Annotated in this window: 19 protein-coding genes; 6 read left to right on the top strand and 13 right to left on the bottom strand. The window is 52.4% G+C overall.

From position 1 onward, the window contains the following. Positions 1 to 46: 46 nt before the first annotated feature. The gene (gene cls / locus OCT58_RS02075) at positions 47 to 1,513 is read right to left on the bottom strand and encodes a cardiolipin synthase (RefSeq protein WP_267201178.1); all 1,467 of its coding nucleotides are present in this window, start codon (positions 1,511 to 1,513) and stop codon (positions 47 to 49) included. A 123-nt stretch (positions 1,514 to 1,636) separates the two neighbouring features. Between cls and OCT58_RS02070 the strand changes: the two genes are divergently transcribed. Continuing rightward, positions 1,637 to 2,230, top strand: coding sequence for a GNAT family N-acetyltransferase (locus tag OCT58_RS02070; protein ID WP_267201177.1), 594 nt, complete (start codon positions 1,637 to 1,639; stop codon positions 2,228 to 2,230). Between the two features lie 62 nt (positions 2,231 to 2,292). On the opposite strand, the gene OCT58_RS02065 is transcribed toward OCT58_RS02070, so the two are convergent. Both OCT58_RS02065 and OCT58_RS02060 read right to left on the bottom strand, forming a co-directional pair. Further along, the gene (locus OCT58_RS02065) at positions 2,293 to 4,464 is read right to left on the bottom strand and encodes an ATP-dependent Clp protease ATP-binding subunit (protein WP_305069056.1); all 2,172 of its coding nucleotides are present in this window, start codon (positions 4,462 to 4,464) and stop codon (positions 2,293 to 2,295) included. A gap of 55 nt (positions 4,465 to 4,519) precedes the next feature. Continuing rightward, positions 4,520 to 4,762 (bottom strand): transcriptional regulator, encoded by a 243-nt coding sequence (locus tag OCT58_RS02060; RefSeq protein ID WP_267201176.1) that lies wholly within the window; start codon positions 4,760 to 4,762, stop codon positions 4,520 to 4,522. Positions 4,763 to 5,180: 418 nt separating this feature from the next. Here OCT58_RS02060 and OCT58_RS02055 point away from each other — a divergent pair, with 418 nt between their 5' ends. Beyond that, a complete protein-coding gene (locus tag OCT58_RS02055) occupies positions 5,181 to 6,362 on the top strand; it encodes an aminotransferase class I/II-fold pyridoxal phosphate-dependent enzyme (RefSeq protein ID WP_267201175.1) in 1,182 nt (393 codons plus the stop codon). A gap of 6 nt (positions 6,363 to 6,368) precedes the next feature. Continuing rightward, positions 6,369 to 7,361 carry a D-2-hydroxyacid dehydrogenase gene (locus OCT58_RS02050; RefSeq protein ID WP_267201174.1) on the top strand — a complete coding sequence of 331 codons (993 nt, stop codon included), beginning with the start codon at positions 6,369 to 6,371 and terminating at the stop codon, positions 7,359 to 7,361. Between the two features lie 61 nt (positions 7,362 to 7,422). On the opposite strand, the gene OCT58_RS02045 is transcribed toward OCT58_RS02050, so the two are convergent. Then, positions 7,423 to 7,869, bottom strand: coding sequence for a MarR family winged helix-turn-helix transcriptional regulator (locus OCT58_RS02045; RefSeq protein WP_267201173.1), 447 nt, complete (start codon positions 7,867 to 7,869; stop codon positions 7,423 to 7,425). Between the two features lie 148 nt (positions 7,870 to 8,017). Between OCT58_RS02045 and OCT58_RS02040 the strand changes: the two genes are divergently transcribed. The 3 genes from OCT58_RS02040 to OCT58_RS02030 all read left to right on the top strand — a co-directional run bounded on the left by OCT58_RS02040 (position 8,018) and on the right by OCT58_RS02030 (position 9,400). Further along, complete coding sequence (locus OCT58_RS02040) at positions 8,018 to 8,455, top strand: OsmC family protein (RefSeq protein WP_267201172.1); 438 nt, start codon at positions 8,018 to 8,020, stop codon at positions 8,453 to 8,455. Positions 8,456 to 8,475: 20 nt separating this feature from the next. Then, positions 8,476 to 8,901 (top strand): OsmC family protein, encoded by a 426-nt coding sequence (locus OCT58_RS02035; RefSeq protein WP_267201171.1) that lies wholly within the window; start codon positions 8,476 to 8,478, stop codon positions 8,899 to 8,901. A 73-nt stretch (positions 8,902 to 8,974) separates the two neighbouring features. Then, positions 8,975 to 9,400, top strand: a complete 426-nt coding sequence (locus tag OCT58_RS02030) for an OsmC family protein (RefSeq protein ID WP_267201170.1) — start codon at positions 8,975 to 8,977, stop codon at positions 9,398 to 9,400. 41 nt (positions 9,401 to 9,441) lie between these two features. On the opposite strand, the gene OCT58_RS02025 is transcribed toward OCT58_RS02030, so the two are convergent. The 9 genes from OCT58_RS02025 to walK all read right to left on the bottom strand — a co-directional run bounded on the left by OCT58_RS02025 (position 9,442) and on the right by walK (position 19,660). Next, positions 9,442 to 10,341 (bottom strand): DNA-methyltransferase, encoded by a 900-nt coding sequence (locus OCT58_RS02025; RefSeq protein WP_438361107.1) that lies wholly within the window; start codon positions 10,339 to 10,341, stop codon positions 9,442 to 9,444. Positions 10,342 to 10,533: 192 nt separating this feature from the next. After that, a complete protein-coding gene (locus OCT58_RS02020) occupies positions 10,534 to 11,706 on the bottom strand; it encodes an iron-containing alcohol dehydrogenase (RefSeq protein ID WP_267201168.1) in 1,173 nt (390 codons plus the stop codon). Positions 11,707 to 11,939: 233 nt separating this feature from the next. Then, positions 11,940 to 12,419: a 23S rRNA (pseudouridine(1915)-N(3))-methyltransferase RlmH gene (gene rlmH, locus OCT58_RS02015; RefSeq protein WP_267201167.1), complete on the bottom strand. Its 480-nt coding sequence runs from the start codon at positions 12,417 to 12,419 to the stop codon at positions 11,940 to 11,942. A 470-nt stretch (positions 12,420 to 12,889) separates the two neighbouring features. Next, the gene (locus tag OCT58_RS02010) at positions 12,890 to 13,387 is read right to left on the bottom strand and encodes a phosphatidylglycerophosphatase A family protein (protein ID WP_267201166.1); all 498 of its coding nucleotides are present in this window, start codon (positions 13,385 to 13,387) and stop codon (positions 12,890 to 12,892) included. A 91-nt stretch (positions 13,388 to 13,478) separates the two neighbouring features. Continuing rightward, positions 13,479 to 14,756 (bottom strand): S1C family serine protease, encoded by a 1,278-nt coding sequence (locus tag OCT58_RS02005; protein WP_267201165.1) that lies wholly within the window; start codon positions 14,754 to 14,756, stop codon positions 13,479 to 13,481. An 83-nt stretch (positions 14,757 to 14,839) separates the two neighbouring features. Next, positions 14,840 to 15,646 carry an MBL fold metallo-hydrolase gene (locus OCT58_RS02000; protein WP_267201164.1) on the bottom strand — a complete coding sequence of 269 codons (807 nt, stop codon included), beginning with the start codon at positions 15,644 to 15,646 and terminating at the stop codon, positions 14,840 to 14,842. Positions 15,647 to 15,659: 13 nt separating this feature from the next. Continuing rightward, positions 15,660 to 16,499, bottom strand: coding sequence for a two-component system regulatory protein YycI (locus tag OCT58_RS01995; protein ID WP_267201163.1), 840 nt, complete (start codon positions 16,497 to 16,499; stop codon positions 15,660 to 15,662). 13 nt (positions 16,500 to 16,512) lie between these two features. Then, positions 16,513 to 17,808 (bottom strand): YycH family regulatory protein, encoded by a 1,296-nt coding sequence (locus OCT58_RS01990; RefSeq protein WP_267201162.1) that lies wholly within the window; start codon positions 17,806 to 17,808, stop codon positions 16,513 to 16,515. Further along, complete coding sequence (walK, locus tag OCT58_RS01985) at positions 17,786 to 19,660, bottom strand: cell wall metabolism sensor histidine kinase WalK (RefSeq protein ID WP_267201161.1); 1,875 nt, start codon at positions 19,658 to 19,660, stop codon at positions 17,786 to 17,788. Before walK ends, OCT58_RS01990 begins: the two co-directional genes overlap by 23 nt. Positions 19,661 to 19,667: the final 7 nt, after the last annotated feature.

Raw genomic sequence — 19,667 nt, 5'->3', positions numbered from 1 at the left:
ATGTTCTGGCAACCGAACAAAAAAAGCCGGAGCAATCTCTCCAGCCTTATAAAATCGGTGACAATAGCCGTGAAAAGCGCTGCTTGAAGTGCAGCCAACGGGATTGCTGGTCAAAGCGTTCGCTCGTCATCACCCGGCAGTCCCGGATATCGTTGACAAAGATCTGTTCGAGCTGGTCGGTAGTCACGGCGTCATAGATGAAGGTGTTGATTTCGAAGTTGAGCTTGAAGCTGCGAATGTCCATGTTGGCCGAACCGACGGAAGCCATCCGGCCATCCACCGTCATTGTCTTCGCATGCAGAAAGCCGTTCTGGTAGGTATAGATGGTTACCCCTTCCCCCGCCAAGGCGTGCGCATAGTACTGCGTGGCCCGATAAACAAAGGGGTGGTCCGGCTTGCAAGGGATCATGATCCGAACATCAACGCCGGAATGGGCGGCGACCCGCAAGGCATCAAGGACGCTATCGTCTGGGATCAGGTAGGGCGTTTGAATCCAGATATGATCCTGAGCAGCGTTAATTAGCCGCAGATACCCCAACTTGATCTTCTCCATCTCCGATTCGGGTCCGTTGGTAACTACCTGCAGGGCCGTGCTGCCGTGGCGCACCTTAATCTCTGGAAAGTAGCTGCGGTAGTGCTCCAACTTCTCTTCTGGTTTGGCAGCCGAGGCATTCCAGTCACTGATGAACCGTCGCTGCAGGCCATAAACCCCGCCGCCAACGATGCGCAGGTGGGTATCCCGCCAGTTGCCAAACTTCTCGAAACGCCCCAGGTACTGGTCGCCGACGTTGAAACCACCGACGTAGCCAATCTTGCCATCAAGCACTACGATCTTCCGGTGATCCCGGTAGTTCAACCGAAAGTCAAAGAGGTTGCTGCGCGATAAGAGGAATGGCTCCGCAAAGCCCCCCTGTTCTCGCAGGCCGTCATAGAAGCTCGGATGAACCCCCATTGACCCCCAGGAATCGTACAGCACCCGGACCTCGACGCCTTCGCTGGCCTTCCGCTCTAAAAGGGTCCGCAGCTGGTTGCCAATCCGGTCGTTATAAATGGAGTAGAACTCGATGTGAATGCTCTTCGTGGCGGCAGCGATTTCGTCAAACATCCGTTGAAAAAGATCGTTTCCCGTCGTGAAAATCTCGACATGGTTATGGCGGCTCAAAAACGAATCGTCAATGTTTTGAAAGAGCATGATCGTTCGTCGGTAGATCTGGGTGACCTGGTGACGCGGCTTAGGCATGTTGATAAACTGCTGTTTTTGGCGGTCAATTGCCTCCTGCAGCTTCAGCTGGGTCTGCGTCTTCATCAGGTTCAACCGCCGGTGGGGCAGCTTTCGACCGAGGAAGGCGTAGAGAATGAAGCCCAGCACCGGAATCAAAGTCAACACCAGCAGCCAGGCCCAGGTGGCGGCAATGTCCCGCTTTTCACGAAAAACAGTATAGATTGCCAAAACCTCGTTTAAAACGATGATTAATAGCAAGATCCAGCGCACAATCGCCCAGGTTAACGCCATCGCAGTCCCCTCCTTTTTTCTGTAGTCATGCTTCTATTTTAACGCACGAACCGGCAATCTAGTAGCAGCAAGACCGGCAATTTGTGTTATTTTAGACATAAAAATGCAAAGGAGACCTGAATTATGCAGCAAGTCTATCTCCGCCGTGCCACCCTGGCCGATCGCCCCGCCATCATGCAAATTATTGCCGAGGCCAAGGCCGCCATCAAGCGGGACGGCGGTCACCAGTGGCAGGACGGCCATCCCAATCTGACGATGATCACCGAAGATATTTCCCGGGAAATTGGCTGGGTCCTGGTCATCAATCAGGAGCTGGCCGGCTACACCGCCATCCTAACCACTCCGGAACCGAGCTACCGGGTCATCAAAAACGGCAGCTGGGCCCAGCCAATTCAACCTTACGCCACCTTCCACCGGGTTGCCATCAGCGATCGCTTCCGGGGGCAGCACCTGGGCAAGCTGCTCTTTTCCAACTTGTTGACGGTCGGGCTGAGCATGGATATCACTAACTTCCGGCTCGACACTCATGAACAAAATCAGGCCATGCAGGGACTCGCCAAGAGTTTCGGTTTTGTCGCGCGGGGAACCGTCGAAGTGCCCGATCAGATCGACACCCACCGGATCGCCTTTGAGCTCAACCTAGAAAGGAAAGCACCGCGGCTCACCCACGTCACCAACGACTTTATGAAGCCGCTCATCGATCAAAATCACCTTTAAAACAGCAAAAAGCCGGTCGCAATCGACCAGCTTTTTGCTGTTTTTTAGTCCACTAGATGATATTAGTCTTCCTTATCATCCTTTGGTGTGTATTCCTTGCTGTCATCGTCAACGGCGTCCTTGGCATCGACCACGACCAGCTTGCCGTCCTGCATCTGGGCAACCAGGTGCTTGGCATCGAGGTGATCCAGGTAGTAGTCAGTGACCTTGTCACGGATTTCCCGTTCGATCACCCGACGAAGCGGACGGGCACCCATGGCCTTGTCGTAACCCGAGTCAATCAGGAACTTCTTGGCCGTTGGCGTTACCTTGACGTCCATGTCCTTCTTAGCCAGGGTCTTGTTAACGTCTGCCAGCATCAGGTCAACGATCTTCTGGAGGTCTTCCTTGGTCAGGCTGTGGAACTCAACGATGGCGTTGAACCGGTTGAGGAATTCTGGACGGAAGTAGTTGGTCAACTTCTTGATCAAGTCTTCCTCGTCCTTTTCATCCCCGAGCTTGATTGGCGCATCATTGGAGTAGCCCGCGTTGGAAGTGGCAATGATGATCGTGTTCTTGAAGTCAATGGTGTTCCCCTGACCGTCAGTCAGCCGACCATCGTCGAGCACTTGCAACAGGAGCGTGATGACCTGTGGGTTGGCCTTTTCGATTTCATCCAGCAAGATGATGGAGTATGGGTGCCGACGTACCTTTTCCGTCAGGGTGTTGGAGTTGTCATCGTAGCCAACGTAACCGGCAGTGGCACCGATCAGCTTGGAAACGGCGGTCCGGTCTGAGTATTCGGACATGTCGAGCCGGATCAGGTCGTTCTTGGAACCGAACATGTCGAGGGCCAACTGCTTAGCCAGCTCGGTCTTCCCGACACCGGTTGGTCCGACGAAGAGGAAGGAGCCGATTGGCTGGTCGCCCTCGTCAAAGCCGGCCCGGTTCCGCCGGATGGCCCGGGCAACGGCCTCAACAGCTTCGTCCTGGCCGATGACCTTGCCTTCCAGTCGCTTGTCCATGTCTTTCAGCCGCTCAACGTCGGAAGCCCCGATCTTGGAAACCGGAATGCCCGTCATCTGTTCAACGGCATTGGCAACATCGGCTGGTGTTGCAGTGACCTTCTCGTCCTCGGAATTCTGGCTCAGCTGCTTCTTTAAGTCAGCAATCTTGTCCTTGGCAGCCTGGGCAGCCTTATAGTCTTCCTTCTTCGCTGCTTCCTTTTGCTTCTTCGTCTCGGACTCGATTTCGGCCTCAATCTGCTTTGCATCGTGAGCCGGGTGCTTAGCTGCCAGGTGTGCAGCCGTCATGTCGACCAGGTCAATCGCCTTGTCCGGCAGGGACCGCTGCGGCATGTACTGAACGGAGTAGTCCACGGCCGCCTTCAAAACGTCGTCAGGCAATTTGACATTGTGGTGGCGTTCGTACAAGCTCCGAATGCCCTTCAGAATTTCCAGCGTGGCAGCCTTGCTTGGGGCGTTAACCGTGACTGGGTTAAACCGCCGTGCCAAAGCAGCGTCCTTCATGATGGTGTTTCTGTACTCGTCCTGAGTCGTGGCACCGATCACGGTAATTTCACCCCGTGACAGGGCTGGCTTGATGATGTCGGCCATCCCCTTGGAGCCACTGTCGGAGCCGGTTGACCCGGCACCAATGATCTGGTGAATTTCGTCGAAGAACAGGATGACGTTCCCGGCCTTCTTGACTTCATCGATCAGTTTTTGCATGTTTTCTTCGAAGCTGCCCCGGTATTGGGTGCCGGCTTCCAGGCCGGAAATATCAATGCTGATGATTTCCTTATCCTTAATTGGTGCCGGGACATCACCGTTGACGATTGCCTGAGCCAGACCTTCGACAACGGCCGTCTTACCAACACCGGCGTCCCCAACTAGAACGGGGTTGTTCTTCGTGCGCCGACTTAAAATTTCGGCGGTTTCTTGAATTTCTTTGTTCCGACCAATTACTGGGTCAAGCTTGCCTTGCCGGGCCTCTTCAGTCAGATTCCGGCCGAGCTTTTGCAAAACGCTGTCCTTACCGTTACCCGCCTGTTGACCTGGTTGGTGTGCCTGTGGTGCTGCACCACCAGGCAGCTGACCGGTCCGCCGATACTGGGCAAACTCTTCTGGTGTAACTTCACGTCCGTTAATCATGTAGCGCCGGTTCTCAGAATTGTAACCGTTCATGCCACCCATTAATTGGTTAAAGATGTCATTCATATCGCTGTTAAATGGATCCATTGGATTTTGAGCCATTATGCAGTACCTCCCTAATAATTTTTTATTTTGTAGTCAGAATTAAAAGCCGTGGCTACAACGACTCATCACGATCTTGTTCCAGATAGTGCGTTTCAAGTTCACGCAACACCTCCCACATGGCCATGTGCTGGGCACGGGCCAGTGCATCCAGATCGCGTAAATTAAGCGATGTGGAACTCGATTGCGGTTTGTTAAAGGATTTGTGTAAAGTCGTGTAGCCATAGCCGGAACGTTTCGATACCTGGTAGATTGTCAGATTGTGCACCTCCAAGTAACGCTTGATATCGATCCGCATCGCTATTCACTTCCTTTACAGTTATTATTATACCACATCAGTGATATAATACAAGTGTAATATACCAAAAAAGTGAAATATTTTTTGACTTTTTTCGGCAGGCTCCTTTGACGATTGCTCAGTGTTTTTTAATTTAATAGTTGACTTTTATTAGAAAACGATTAAAATAAGAGCCAATCAGTTAATCAAAGGAGGTCGCCAATGATGGAGAACGCACTGCACCAACTGAAGCATGCGTATGACTACTGGTTTAGCAAGTCCTTATCCGCTAGCCAGCAGTGATCTATCATTGTGCCTTCCGGGTAAGCCCCAAGTATCCGGAAGCCTTCTTTATATACTCATTCCAATCTGATGAAGGGTCCGGATACTGAAGCGATTCAGCGTTCGGGCTCTTTGTCTTTTAAGGAGGAATTAATTTATGCCAACTACTAAACCCGCGATTATGAAAAACATTAACAAGAACTTTGCCCGCCTCAAGCCGGTCGGCATCCGGGCATTTGACTACAAAGCCAGCACTATTCCGGGAATCGTCAAACTGACCCTCGGTGAACCCGACTTCAACGTCCCCGAACCCATGAAGGAGGCCGCCATTAAGAGCATTGAGGATAACGACTCTCATTACGCACCTGGCAACGGAACAGTTGAACTGCGGAAGGCGATTGCCCACTTCATGAAGGACCGCTACGACTTGGACTACGACCCTGACAGTGAAATCGCCGTTACAATCGGGGCCACCGAGGGGATCTACGCCAGCCTGGCAACGGTCACCAACCCCGGCGACGATGTCTTGGTCGCCACCCCGACCTTCCCGCTCTACAGCGCCATCACCACCCCGCTCGGCAGCAATGCCATCGAGATTGACACCAGTGCGGACGATTTCGTCCTGACTCCGGAGCGACTCAAGCAGGCACTCGCTGATCATCCAGCTGCCAAGGCCCTGGTTCTCAACTACCCATCCAACCCGACCGGCGTCACCTACACCCGTGACCAGGTTAAAGCACTCGCCGACACCGTCAAGGACACCGACCTGGTTGTGATCGCCGACGAAATCTACTCCGAGCTGGTCTACGACGGCACCCACACCTCGATTGCCGAATTCATCCCCGACCAGACGCTAGTCCTCAATGGGGCTTCCAAGTCTCACGCCATGACCGGCTACCGGATCGGTTTCATCGCCGGCCCCAAGGAATTGATGGGCCCGGTCAGCGCTACCCACGCGATGATGGTGACCGCCGCTTCCGATCCGGCCATGGCCGCCGCCACGGCCGCCTTTGCCACGGAAGCCGGCAAGGAAGCGACCTTCAAGATGAAGGCCGCCTACAAGGAGCGGCGGGACTTCCTGGTGGACGCCCTGCGCAAGCTCGGTTTCACCATCACCACGCCAAACGGGGCCTTCTACGTCTTCGCCAAACTGCCGGAGAAGTTCGGCAAGGACGACATCAAGTTTGCGACCGACCTCGCCAACGAAGGCAAAGTGGCCGTCATCCCCGGTTCCTACTTTGGTGCCGGCGGTCAGGGACACCTGCGGATCAGCTACGCCACTAGTCTGGACAACATCAAGACGGCGGTTGAACGAATCAAGAATTTTGTGGAGGCGTAAATAAGCATGACCAAGATTTTAATGACCAGCGTCCGGGACGATGAGCAACCGGCGATTAAGGAATTTGCCAAGGAACACGGGATCGAGATTGAAACCACCCCCAAGCTGATCGACGACGCGGTGGACCTGACCGCAGACGTCGATGGGCTGGTGATCCAGCAACGGAGCAAGGTTGACCCGAGCGTCTACGCCAAGCTGGCCGCCAACGGTCTCAAGCAGATTGCCACCCGGACCGCCGGCTTTGACATGGTCGACATCGAAGCCGCCCACGAACATGGACTAACCGTCACCAACGTCCCCGCCTACTCGCCCCGCAGCGTTGCCGAGCACGCCCTGATGCAGATCTTCCGGCTTCTGCGCAAGTCCTACCGCTTCGACGCCCAGGTTGCCCGGGGCGACTTCCGCTGGTTCAGTGACGAGCAGGCACTCGAGATTCATACCGCCACAATCGGCATCATCGGGGTCGGGCGGATCGGTGGCACCTTGGCACGACTGCTCAAGGACCTTGGGGCGACCGTCCTTGGCTATGACACCAAGCCGCGGGACGAGATGAAAGAAGTTGTGGAATACACTACCAAGAAGGACCTGCTTAAGCGCGCTGACGTGATCAGTCTCCACGTCGACCTCAACCCGACCTCTATCGGGCTGATGACGGCCGCTGACTTTCAATTGATGAAGCCAACGGCGGGCCTGGTCAACGCCAGTCGGGGGCCAGTCGTTAAGACAGCCGACCTGATCGCGGCGCTGAAAGCCGGCACTATCGCGGCCGCTGCACTGGACACCTTCGAGGGTGAAACGGCGGTTATTCAAACCGACCGCAGCAAGACCGGCTTGGCCGACGTGCCCCAGATTCAGGCGCTCCATGACATGGACAACGTCATCCTGACCCCGCACATCGCCTTCTTCACCAACCTGGCCGTTAAGAACATGGTCGACATCTCCCTCAACGACGTCCTGTTGGTCCTGGTCGGCAAACAGTCGCCACACGAGGTGAAATAATTACTAACTAGCAATCAATAAAAAATAATCCGCAGAAATGACAAATCTTCTGCGGATTATTTTAATTTTCCTGAATTTTTTGGGCATTCAGCCGCATCTTTGCCATGACCGTAGCAACCGTGTCGAGCTCCTGCTGGCTAATTCCCGCGGTCATCTCCGCCTGGAATTTCTGCACCAGGGGAATGATCGCCATCAGCTGCTTTTGCCCCGTCGCGGTCAGGCTGACGTCCTTTTGACGTTTGTCTTCCTTGCTCTGCCGAACCGTCACCAAATCTTCCGCCGTCATTTTCTGAATGATTTTGGTCATGCTGGCCCCGGTAATCCCGATCTGATCCGCCAGCGCCTTTTGATTGATTGATCCATGATGGTCAATGTAGTACAGCGCCAGCCAAATGTTGCGGTTGATATTGGTCTTCTGTAGCTCCTTGTCCAGAGCATCGCCAAACATCCGGCTGCTCTGGCTTGTAATGCACATGATGCAGGTCTCAAGGTCAAATACCTTTTGCATCATTTTCTCCTCCCTTCTGCGATTGCTCTTATTTAGGATTATACCACCCAGTAGAATAATTAGTTAGTTAACTATCGACTTTAAAGGCTGATTTCATATAATGATGGTGTAAGCGCTTATAGGTTCTAAATAAAGGGGAAATAATACGATGAAGAGATATCAGACAACTACCCGTAAGACCGCAACAAAGCTCCAGGTCGATGCCCACTCTCGCGGCAACCACTACACAATTGATGAACCCAAGAATGGCGGTGGCGCTAACACCGGAATGAATCCGGTCGAGCTCGAATTGAGCACCCTGGGAGCATCCCTAGAGGCCACCGCGGCCAAGCTGGCTCCGGAAAAGGGCTTCCACTACGATCAGCTGACAATCAAGCTCGAAGGTGACTTGGATCCCCGTGGCTTCATGGGCGATCCCGACATCCGGAACGGCTTCCAAGAAATTCGTGTGGCAATGACTTTTAAGACCGCTGCTTCCCAAGCCGATTGCCAGCAATTCGTTGAAGCGGTCAAGCAGGAGGCACCAATTCTCGACAACCTGACCAACGGCATTAACATCGTCGTTGACGGCGTGGTTTTGGATTAACGAACGGGGGTTAATCAATTATGGCAATATCAACATATCAAGCAACGATCACCAGCACGGACACGCCAAACATCTACCAGGCCCAGGTGCGTGACTTTACGATCAACTTTGATCTGACGAATCGTGACAACGGCTACGAGCTGGGAATGAAGCCAGAGGAAGCAATCTTGGCCTCCCTTGGCGCCTGTGAATCAATCGTTGCCGGGACCTTCAAGCGCAAGCAGCACTTCGACTACAGCTCCTCTTACATCACCCTCGAAGGACAAAAGGAAGCAGATTCTTCACGGCCGGGGCTGGACGCCATTCACATGACGGTTCACTTCCGGACACCAAACTCTAAGGCCGAAGCCAAGAAGTTCGTTGAATTCATGGAAAACACCTGCCCAGTTCGCGATAACCTGGCTAATAAGGTTCCGGTGGTTTTTCAAGAGATCAAAACCGAATAGCCACCTAGGCATTAAAATTGACGCTCCCCTGCCCCTTCAGCTACACTGAAGAAAAAACAAGGGAGCGTTTTCTATGAGTACCTATAAAGTAAAGGCCACCAAGACCACCACGGGAATGCAAGTTTCCGGAACCGCCCGTGGCTTTGAGATCACCTTCGACGAGCCTGGCAGTACCAACACGGGGATGAATCCGGTCGAGATCCTGCTGACCTCGTTCGGCGCCTGCCAGGCTATCACGGCAACGGAACTCGCCCGCAAGCGGCACTTCGATCTTCAGGCCTTCTGGGTTGACATCGAAGGCGATCTTGGACGCGAGGACGTGACAGATGACGACAATCGCTACAAGTTCACCGAGATCCGCTACCAGCCGCACTTGCGTAGCTCCGAATCCGATGAGGACATCAAACAATTTCTCGCCGACGTGGCCCGCAAGTGCCCAGTTGAAAACACCCTAGCATTCGGTACCAAATTTGTGGCGGATGGTTTCGTTAAAGAATAAATAAATGGGACGAGTACTGAATGATCAGTAGCTCGTCCCATTTATTTTCTTTGTTCTCGTCGTTTCCGCCGCTGGAGCTTCCCGGTGTTGCGTTCCCAGAAAACGCCGTCGGTATAGCCCTGGATGAATTTATCGCTATCCGCCTGCAGGAGTCGGTACGCTCCCCAGGCCGCATAAAGTTTACTCTGCTCAACCCCGAGGTAGTGGCGACCTAATTTCTTAGCGGTTACCAAACTGGAACCGGACCCGGCGAAGGGATCAAGGACCAGGTCGCCGGGATTCGAGCTCGCCAGGATTAACTTGGCAAGCAGCTTTTCCGGCTTCTGGGTCGGGTGGCCAGTATTTTCCGGCATCGACCAATAGGGGATCGAAATATCATCCCAAAAATTCGACGGCATCGTGTCCCGAAAGCGGCCCTGGGCGGTCTCCTGCCAGTCCTTGGCCTTCCCATTTTCCCGGTAGGGGGCAATCACCTGACGTCGTTGCTTAACCGCATCGACGTTGAAAGTATAATGCTTGGAGTCAACGACCAAGTACCAGATGTCCTCCATCCCGTTCTTCCAATTGCGCTTCGATCCCCGTCCCTTCTCACGCTGCCAGGTGATCCGGTTCTTGATCGTAAAGTTTTGCGCCAGGATTGGGGCCAGGGTCATGCTGGTTGCCCAATCGGCAAAGACGTAGACGGTGGCGTTCGGCGTCAATTTAGGCAGGAGACAATTAATCCAGTGCTGGGTAAATTCTTGATAGCTAGTTGGATGCATCTTCTTGAAGGTTAGCCCGTCATAATGCTTGTTAAGATTGTAGGGCGGATCAACCAGGGCCAGGTTGGCGCAGTGCTCCGGCAGTTCAGGCAAGACCACAAAGGAGTCTCCGACAATTGTCTGGTCACTAGCTAGTGCAAGCGTCCCCAAATCGTCAGCGCTTGTTCGAAGCTGTTCCAAGACCCCGGCCGGTGCCTCGTCTAGTGAAAAATCAATCGTCTTATTCCGGGTGGACTTGGCCACAGGCAGTTCCTTCTTTCGCAAAGTTTAATATCCTAATTATAGCAAACGGCCGGTCAAAATGAGCGATTCATTTTGACCGGCCGTTCTTTTGGCTAAGCTGCCTTAGCCATGCCCACACTTAATTTAATTTTAGTAAATACCATCGTATGCCTTTTGGTAAAGGTCGATGATTTCTTGCTTCGTACCCTTCCGTGGGTTGGAGAAGGCATTCCCATCCTTGAGGGCATTTTCAGCCATCAATGGGAAGTCTTCTGGCTTAGCACCAATTTCCTTGATAGAAGCTGGAATACCAACGGCCTTGCACATTTCACGCATGCCTTCGATGGACTTGCGAGCAGCCTGCATCGTCGTCAGACCAGTCGTGTCGTAGCCCATGATTTCAGCCAATTCAGCGAACCGGTCTGGGCAAGCGATCAGGTTGTACTCTTCAACCGTGGTCAGCAGCAGTGCACAGCAGACACCGTGAGGAGCGTCGTATTGACCACCCAGCTGGTGAGCCATGGCGTGAACGTAACCCAGGTTAGCGTTGTTGAAGGCCATGCCGGCAAGCATTTCGGCTTCAACCATCTTGGTCCGGGCTTCAACGTTCTGACCATTGGCAACAGCTTCTGGCAGAGCTTCTTGGATCAGTTGGATAGCTTCCTTACATTGACTGTCCGTGATTGGGTTGTGGTCAACGGAAACATATGGTTCGATGGCCTGAACGAAGGCATCACAACCAGTAGCGGCAGTAACTGATTGTGGAACACCGAGCATCAGCATTGGATCGTTGAAGGATACCAATGGAATGTTCCGCCAAGAAACAACAACGAACTTGAGGTGGTCTTCTTCGTTCGTGATAACGGCGTGACGGGTCAGTTCAGAACCAGTCCCGGCAGTCGTGTTAACGGCCATCAGAGGCGGCAGTGGCTTGTCCAGCGTTTCGATCCCAGCCAGCTTGGTGATGTCATCACCGTTGGTCAGAATGATCCCAATTCCCTTACCACAGTCGTGAGCGGAACCCCCACCGACAGTGATGATGGAGTCACACTTTTCTTCTTCGTACATCTTCTTACCAGCCTTGATGTTACGAATCTTTGGGTTAGGTTCAACACCGTTAAAGATAGCGTAGTCAACGCCAGCCTTTTCCAGTGATTGACGGGTTTGAACGACTGGACCGTTCTCAATCTTTTCCAAGCTTTCCTGGGTAACGATCAGTGGCTTGTGCATGTTGAGCATCTTGGCACGGTCACCGATCTTGGCGATAACACCGGGGCCAAAGAAGTTAACGCTTGGCATTAAGAAATCAAATTGTCTATTCATATTAAATATAGCCTCCTCTTGGCATTTGAATACGGTTTCTATGGTTGCATAATTTGCCATCATTTTCAAGCAAAAATGTATAATTCTGTGCTAAATTGAGCATTTTTTATCATTTGTATCACTCAATTGTCACAATTGCCTCGCAACCGTTTTCGCAAACTAAAAACGACCAGCCGATTAGAGGTGATCGTCGTTAAATTCACAAGACTATTCTCATTTTATTCAGTTCACAATTACTTGTGGTAGGGCAGCCCGTTAATAATTGTGAAGGCCCGATAAATTTGTTCAGATAAAACCAACCGCATCAGTTGGTGGGGCAGGGTGAAACGACCAAACGAGATCTGAGTATCGGCTCGCTTTAAGACGGCCGGACTGAGCCCTAAAGAGCCACCGATAACAAAGGTAATGTCGCTGTGCCCATAGGTCGCCAGGCGATTAATCTCCTTAGCAAACTCTTCAGACGTCCGTTCCTTCCCCTTGATCGCCAGGGCAAAAACATACTCCCGGTCCTTAATTTTTGCCAGGATCCGCTCGCCTTCTTTGGCCATCACCTCATCCATTTCGGCCTGGCTTAACGATTCAGGCGCCTTTTCATCCGGAACTTCGACAATTTGAAATTTACAAAAACGGCCAAGTCGTTTCCCATACTCGGCAATTCCCGCCTTAAAATACTTTTCCTTGAGTTTTCCAACACCGATAATTTTGATATTCACACTAATCCACCGCTTTCCACACTTTATCCACACACTTATCCACAGGTGCATAACTTTTGATTCACAGCAACGGAATGTTCGGCCAAAAAAGACAGTCGAAAGCCCTTTCTGAAAAAGAAGTTTTCCACAAAAACAACCGTTCGGCACGCCGTCAGTTAATCGCCCGTTAAGCAAGGGGTTTCGTCAGTTGTAATTTCTAAAATTCCACTTATCAACATCTTTTTATAATGCCTGTGGATAACTTTTCAACTTTGACTTTTGCCTTTGTAAAGGCATTTGTTAAAAGTCGTCCTGCCTTCGTCGATTTATCCACGGACTTATCCACAACCACTATTTTAGGTAATTTTTCGTCAATTTCCAACCAAAAATACCACGAAACGTGCTAATTAAGCAACGTCTCGTGGCTTGGTAAACTTTCTTGATATTCTCCCCTAATATTGTTCGGATTATTTCCCGATAAGACCTTTTACTCAGGCGTACTGGTGGGCAATCTTCCCACAAACGGCCGCAACAATCGCCGCTAAGAGGTCATCGATGAAGGTGTTGACGTGGTTGTCGGCAGTGTCGTAGCGCGCAATGATCCCCTTCTTGACTCGATCGAAGTAGCCAAAGTTGGTGGTGCCGATCGTGCCGTAGATGTTGGCAATCTGCAAGGCCAAGGTTTCATCGACCCCAAAGACACCCACGTCGTTCTTGATGATGCTCGACAGCGGCTCGGCAACCTGCCCGGCCTCCGTCAGCCGGTCCAGTTCCAGCATCACCATGGCATTATTGAGCAGCTCCCGCTTGTGGAGGGCATCCGTCAGGTATTCCTGACAGCGCTCCACCGTCAGCGTCGGTTCAAAGGCCTTCTGGCTCTGGTAAATAATGTCGACCAGGTCGGATAGCTGAACGCCACGCTCCTGGAGACGATTTACCACGAACTCATAGGCCTTGGTGTCTGGGTACTTAAACTGCGGATTATTCATTTCTTACCACCCCTTCATTTCTCTCATAGTTGCATTTTACCACCCGGCCAACCAAAAAGCCCGAGACGAAAACGCTCGGACTAGTTTTACATTATTGGCCATCGTCTTGATTAGACTGACTGTCACTATCCGTAGCCGCCTTGGTCAGGTGGATAGTCGTTGTCTGTTGTTTACCGTTGCGGTAATAAGTAATCTTGGCGCTATCACCGACCTTGTACTTGTACAGGGCCGCCTTCAGCGTGCTGGCGTTGGTAATCTTCTTATCACCCAGCTGGGTAATCACGTCATACTGCTTAAGACCAGCACTAGCGGCTGCAGAACCGCTGTTAACCTGCATCACTACCACCCCTTTGGTAACACTTGATGGCAGTTTCAAAACAGATTGCTGCTGGTCGGTGGTGACGTTGCTTAAGTCGACCATCCCGATCCCTAAAGCGGGCCGCTCAATTTTCCCGTTCTTGATCAGCTGGTTGATGATCGAAACGACCTCATTGCTTGGAATGGCAAAGCCCATCCCCTCAACTGAGGAACCCTCGTTGTCCGAGGACAGCTTCATCGAATTGATCCCGATCACCTGACCGGCCAGGTTGATCAGCGGTCCACCAGAATTCCCGGCGTTGATCGCTGCGTCGGTCTGGATAACCGAAGTCAGAGTACCGTCCGTGCCGGCCTTCAGGGTCCGGTTCTTAGCTGAAACGATCCCCTTCGTGACGGTGTTAGCATACTCACTGCCCATTGGGGAGCCAATCGCCAAGACATCCTGACCCGCGGTAATTGAGTTGGAGTTCCCAAACTGAGCTACCGTGGTGACGTTGGCGGCATTGATCTTCAGGACGGCCAGGTCGGTGGCGGAATCCGTACCGACCAATTGGGCATTGACTTTCTTCCCGTTGCTCATGATTACCTGCAGGGCGCTGGAACCCTTGACCACGTGGTTATTAGTAACAATGTAGGCGGTGTTGCCGCTCTTCTTGTAGATCACCCCGGAACCTTCACTGGCCGTCTCCAACTTGCCGCTGGAACTTGAAGAGCTGCCGTCCTGACTGGTGGAACCAAACATCCCCATGATCCCGTTGTTCTGCTGGACGTTTTGCTTATTGATCACGCTGACGACGGCTTCCTGAACGGAGTTGTAAGCTTTAGTTGCTTCCCCATTCAAGTCGGCCTTATTCTTGTTAACCTTGGTACCGCCAGACTTGTTCGAGCCGCTCGGTACCCGGGTGCTGACGACGGCCTCATGGTGCTGAATCGCGCTGCCGACCCCGACGGCAACCCCACCGCCGATCAGGCCGGCAAGCAGACCCACGCCGGCAACTTTAAACCAAAAACGGTTGGACCGGTGTGGCCCTTCCTGATCACTATTTCTCATTCCAATTCCTCCAGTCTTTTTATCTTCACAATACGAACTAATTATGAAGATTGATTGAATTTAATGTATCAATTGTTTAATTTTCATAGGGTCAGAAGTTCGCTAGGCGTCGTTGGTTCAGCATCATGCAACTGAAAGTCATGATCAACTCCAAAGTCGTGCTGCTCCATCAGACTGGCCACGGTCAGGTGGGCCAAGGAGCGCATGTTATTGTGCTGACTGCGGTGGCCGAGGAAAATCTCCTTTGTCCGCGGACCGATCACGTCCATTAAGGCATCAGCGCCCTCTTCGTTAGACAGGTGGCCCTCATCACCTAAGATTCGTTGCTTGAGCGGCCAGGAATATGGGCCCATCCGCAGCATCTCGGTATCGTGGTTGCATTCCATCAGATAGGCGTCGGCGTTCTTGATGGTCCCCGCCACCCGGTCCGAGACGTAGCCGGTATCAGTCAGGATGCAGAAGGTCTTGTTATCATGATGAACCTGGTAAAATTGAGGCTCAGCGGCATCGTGGGAAACCGCGAAGCTCTCCACTTCCATGTCACCCAAGTCGGCCACGTGATTGGGCGCCAGGATATGCTTTTGTTCCAACGGGATCTTGCCAACCCGCTTGGCCATCGCCTGCCAGGTGCCCTCGTTGGCGTAAACGTCCATCCCGTAGCGCCGGGCCAGGACCCCGACCCCGTGGCTGTGGTCGCCGTGCTCGTGGGTGACGAAGATCGCCTCGACGTCCTTGAGCGTCCGGTTGATCTTATTCATTAAGTTTTCAATCCGCTTGCCACTCAGTCCGGCATCGATCAGGATCCGGTGATGGGCGGTTTCCAAATAGGTGACGTTTCCCGTGCTGCCACTGGCTAGTATACTGTAACGCAAAAAATCCTTTTCACTCACGTCAGACTACTCCTTATTTATCGATTGAACTCATATTAACATTATCCGGGCTGCTCTTCATAATCGTGCTGTTGAAGGCGTTCACCCGCAGATGCTGAACCGTGTCGGCATTCTTGGTCCGGACCTCCACGACCCAGGTTGGCACATAAACATTTTGGTCGTGACTGTTGGTCACTAGCAGCTTCGTATAGGTCAGCTTAGCCCACCGCACCTGGGAGTTGTTCGGAATCAGGTTGTGCTTGTACAGCCAGGTCACCGCGTGCTGCTGGCTGATGATTGGGGCCTCAGGACGCAGAATTCGCCGGTTTTCAAGGTAGGTTTGCGTGTAGCCGGTCACTGCACCGTTGCTGTTGATGCGAAAACGCAACTGGCCATCCGTTGAGTCAAGTGCCTGGTGTGCCAAGCGCTGAGTGTAAACAGCCGTGTTGTAATCCGACAGTTGGGCATCGTAGTGATATTCCTTGCCCAGGGCGATCGAATGCGCGTTTTTGACCAACCGGTTTAACCGCTGTTCCGGGTGATGGCGGTCAACCTTGATGGGATTGTCAAAGGTGCTGACCAACGTATTGGATGAAAAGCGGTAATTTTGGTCATGGAGCTTACTCGTCTGTGAATCGAGCTTGTCGTTCTCACCGGACCGGCTCCCTGCGATGTAGTAGCCGAGTTTTTGCTGGTTCGACAACGGCTTGCAACTGATTTCGTCGACCTTCATCTCCTTGAGGACCATTTCCTGCCGATTAGGGTTGCTGTTTGAGATCGTAAAGCGATTTTGGAAAAAAAGCGACCCCGCAACCACCAGGTCAAAGACTAGGAAAGCAAATAAAAAGATCCATTGAATACGTTTGAAATTCATTCTTTGCTCCCCCCTACTTCAAAAGAGCGGTGTAGTTGATCCACCGGCCCCGATACTTCACGAAGTACGTCGGTTCGATCTTGACAGTCTGATGGTTTTCTGAATCGGACTTCCACTCGTAACCAACACGCAGGTTTGTAACGTTCTTAAAGTGACCATTTTCGTGCAGCTGGTTCAGGACGCTAGCCGTGGACGGCAGCTTAACCGTTGAACCATCAAGCGGCAGCGGTACTTGAACGGTGTAGAGACTTAACAGGTAGTGCTCCGTTCCCCGCTGGTTGGCCCGCAGTTTAGCACCGCCATAGTTGTTGTCGTTGATGATCGGGAAGCCCTCCACATAGCTGCGGTAAGTGATGGTCCGCCCACCATTGCTGACCTCGTCAAAGCGAATGTTGTTCAGCGGCATTCCCGTCTTCACCAGAGCGCGGTAGAAGTGCGAATAAATCTGGGACGTCTCCACCACGTCGGAACGCCCAACATCATTTTCGTAGTCAACGGTTCCCCGAGTAGCATCATAAACCAAATGCCGATTGGTGCCATCCGTGTAGACGGTCCGGTTCCCATCTTGATGGGTCGTAGTATTGGTATGCTGGTTGGTGCTCATCAGGTTGGCGCTCAGGTTATTGATTTTCTGATCGCTGATCTGGTAGGCCAGCCGGGGCAGGGTAAAGGAGTGCAGGTAGATCATCACCGCATGCCCGTTAACGATCCGATGGTCGACGCTGATCGGTTTTACACCGCGTTTACTTGTTACCATCGACTCGGGGCTGCCCTTGGTAATCCGGACCCGGTAAATCGCGTAGTGGCTGTCGCTGAGCAGGTAGATCGCCTTTGTCCCGTTCAGTGGAATGACGATGTGATTGATCTTTTTGACCCGGTTGGTATCAATCGACTGTTTGAAGGTTTCATTGAAGACCGTCCCGGAAATATCGTCTGGGTAGCTGAGCATCAGCGAATTGCGGTGACGCAGGTAACTCAGGTAAACATCACTATTGTTGGTCTTGACAGTGCTGGTACCACCCAGCTGCCAACCCGTCATCGCCTTTTTTGCATGGTAAATCAGGTTCTTGCGCTGGCTGTACAACAGCTGCTGGTTGTTATCCCCATTGGTTTTGACGATGGTCGTCGGCAGGTAGACATCGCCGATCGACTGGGTCGTCTGCTGCTGACTCGCCCCCGTGCCGTTTTCCCGGCGGGGGTGGTCATATTGGAACGGATTGGTCCAAATGATCGCCGAGAGAATGAAACTGATCAGCACGACGACCGCCAGAGCAATCGATAACCAGTTAGCTCTCAGCTTCTTGATCATCCCAATCATCCTCCTCATCGTATGGTACGTATGGCAGCGAAATGTAGAAGGTCGAACCATGGCCTTCTACGCTGTCAACCCAAATCTGGCCACCAAGCATGTTGATGACTTCCTTTGAAATGGCAAGACCCAGTCCGGTCCCGCCCTGCTTTCTGCTCCGGGCCTTGTCAACCCGGAAGAAGCGGTCAAAGATCCGGCCGAGATCCTTGCGTGGAATCCCCAGTCCCTGATCGGCAATGCTCATAATCACGTGATTGTGAGTCTCCAGGAGGCGGACCGTAATAATTCCACCATCCGGCGAGTACTTAATCGCGTTATTCATGATGTTATCGATCACTTGGGTGAACTTATCGGTGTCGATCTCAACCCAGAGATCCTTTTCAGTGAAGTGCCGCTCAATGCTGTACTTCTTGTTCGAAGAGCCGTCTTCCTCTTCCTTTTTGATGATCATGTCAAAACGATCCAGAATGTAGTTCAAGAGCTCCTTGATGTTGACGTATTCCAAGTTTAATTTAGTCGTTCCGGCATCCATCCGCGACAGACTCAGCAGGTCGTTAATCATTCGGATCATCCGGTCGGTTTCCCCTTGGATAACCTCAAGAAACTTCGGCGCCACGTCCTTATCCTTCCAGGCACCGTCGCTCAAGGCCTCGACATAGCTGTGAACACTGGTTAACGGCGTCCGCAATTCGTGTGAAACGTTGGAGACGAATTGTTTCCGTTCTCGCTCTTCCTTTTCCTGGCTAGTAACGTCGTGCAAGACGCAGACCAACCCGCTGACGAAACCGGACTCCCGTTGAATTGGGGAGAAGTAGGCCCGCAGGATCAGGTTGCTGCCGTCGTTTGCGGTATCAATAATCATCTCGCGCTGCTCGGTGTTAACCAGCTGCCGAACGGTGTAGTCATGACGAATGTTCAGCACGTCAATAATTGACTTGCCGATCAAGTCGTCCTCGTGGTCCACGCCCAAAAGCTGCAGGGCCATGTTATTGACAATCGTTACGTTGCCTCGCCGGTCGGTCGCCAGCACCCCATCGGACATGTGGGAGAGGACGCTATCGAGTCGCCGTCGTTCGGAATCGGTTGACTCTTGGGCCTCCTCGACCCGCACGGACAGGTTGTTAACTGCTCCGGCCAGCTGACCAAGCTCGTCGTTGCCTAACACCCGGACCTGACCGGAGAAGTCTCCCCGGGCGATCCGAAGCGTTTGCTTTCGCATCTCCTCGATCGGCCGGGTTATTTCCTGGGAAATAAGGATGGCCATTACCAAGCCGATGGCAATCGTGATCAGGGCCGCTGACAGGTAAATCAGCGTAATGTTGTTGATATTCGAGTAAACCGTCTCCAGGCTTGCCCGCAGGTACACTGCCCCGATGACGTTGTTGTTGCTGGAGTCCACTAAGGGAACCACATTAATGTAGTAACGGGTATGGTTGGCATTATCATAGATATTCTCCGAATGGGACCGGTTATTCAAAAGGGTGGCCTTGACCGCCTGGTCGGTCGACTTCTGCCCAATCGTCTCACGATTGTCGGCATTGCTGGTCCCCCGAATGGTCCCCTTGTTGTCGATCACCCGAATCTCGGAAATGTTATTGTTGTTGACTTCCGAGAGGATCTGCTTGATCTGCCGGTTGGCCTTTTTCGTGTCCGAACGGGCCAGCTGGGTGCTCAGGGAGTTATCAACATAGGACGGCAGCTCGATCGACTGCTTGAAGGTGTTGAGGTTTTGATGCTCCAATTGACGCACAAAAACCGCCCCGACGCATTCTAGCGTCAGCATCAGCATTAACGCGAATACGAGGGCGATTTTAAAACGAATTGACTGGTAGAATTTTAGTTTGCTGTTCACAACTGCT

The organism is Limosilactobacillus kribbianus, from assembly GCF_026413145.1.
GTDB lineage: Bacteria > Bacillota > Bacilli > Lactobacillales > Lactobacillaceae > Limosilactobacillus > Limosilactobacillus kribbianus.
Note: the sequence above shows the minus strand (reverse complement) of the source record. Positions and strands in the feature narration are given on the sequence as shown.